1 rRNA gene is annotated in these 798 nt (G+C 57.1%); it reads left to right on the top strand.

What is annotated here, in order from left to right:
• Nucleotides 1-798: ribosomal RNA gene (locus R4P47_RS25055) — 23S ribosomal RNA — on the top strand; the annotation flags it as partial.

Below are 798 nucleotides of genomic sequence, written 5' to 3'. Positions count from 1 at the left end.
CAGGTGTGTGGGTGGGTAGGGGAGCGTCGTGCAGCCATGGAAGCATCGGAGTGATCCAGGTGTGGAGGCTGCGCGAGTGAGAATGCAGGCATGAGTAGCGAAAGACGAGTGAGAAACTCGTCCGCCGAATGACCAAGGGTTCCTGGGCCAGGTTAATCCGCCCAGGGTGAGTCGGGACCTAAGACGAGGCCGACAGGCGTAGCCGATGGACAACGGGTTGATATTCCCGTACCCGTGTAACCGCGCCCATGGTGAATCAGTGACACTAACCACCCTGAATCCACATGACTTGCCGCCTTCGGGTGGCCGGCGTGTGGTGGATGCGTGGGACCTGATCTGGTAGTAGCCAAGCGATGGGGTGACGCAGGAAGGTAGCTGGGCCAGTCAGTGGTTGTACTGGTGTAAGCCTGTAGGGCGAACGGTAGGCAAATCCGCCGTTCATCGAGCCTGAGAGGTGATGCGTAGCCGATTGAGGCGAATTCAGTGATCCTATGCTGCCGAGAAAAGCCTCTAGTGAGTTGTTACACGGCCCGTACCCCAAACCGACACAGGTGGTCAGGTAGAGAATACTAAGGCGATCGAGATAACTATGGTTAAGGAACTCGGCAAAATGCCCCCGTAACTTCGGGAGAAGGGGGGCCTTGTCCGGTGACGGAATTTACTTCCTGAGCTGGGTGGGGCCGCAGAGACCAGTGAGAAGCGACTGTTTACTAAAAACACAGGTCCGTGCGAAGTCGTAAGACGATGTATACGGACTGACGCCTGCCCGGTGCTGGAAGGTTAAGAGGACCGGTTAGC

The organism is Rhodococcus sp. IEGM 1370, from assembly GCF_033142325.1.
Taxonomy (GTDB): domain Bacteria; phylum Actinomycetota; class Actinomycetes; order Mycobacteriales; family Mycobacteriaceae; genus Rhodococcoides.
This window is presented reverse-complemented; position numbering and strand designations above follow the sequence as displayed.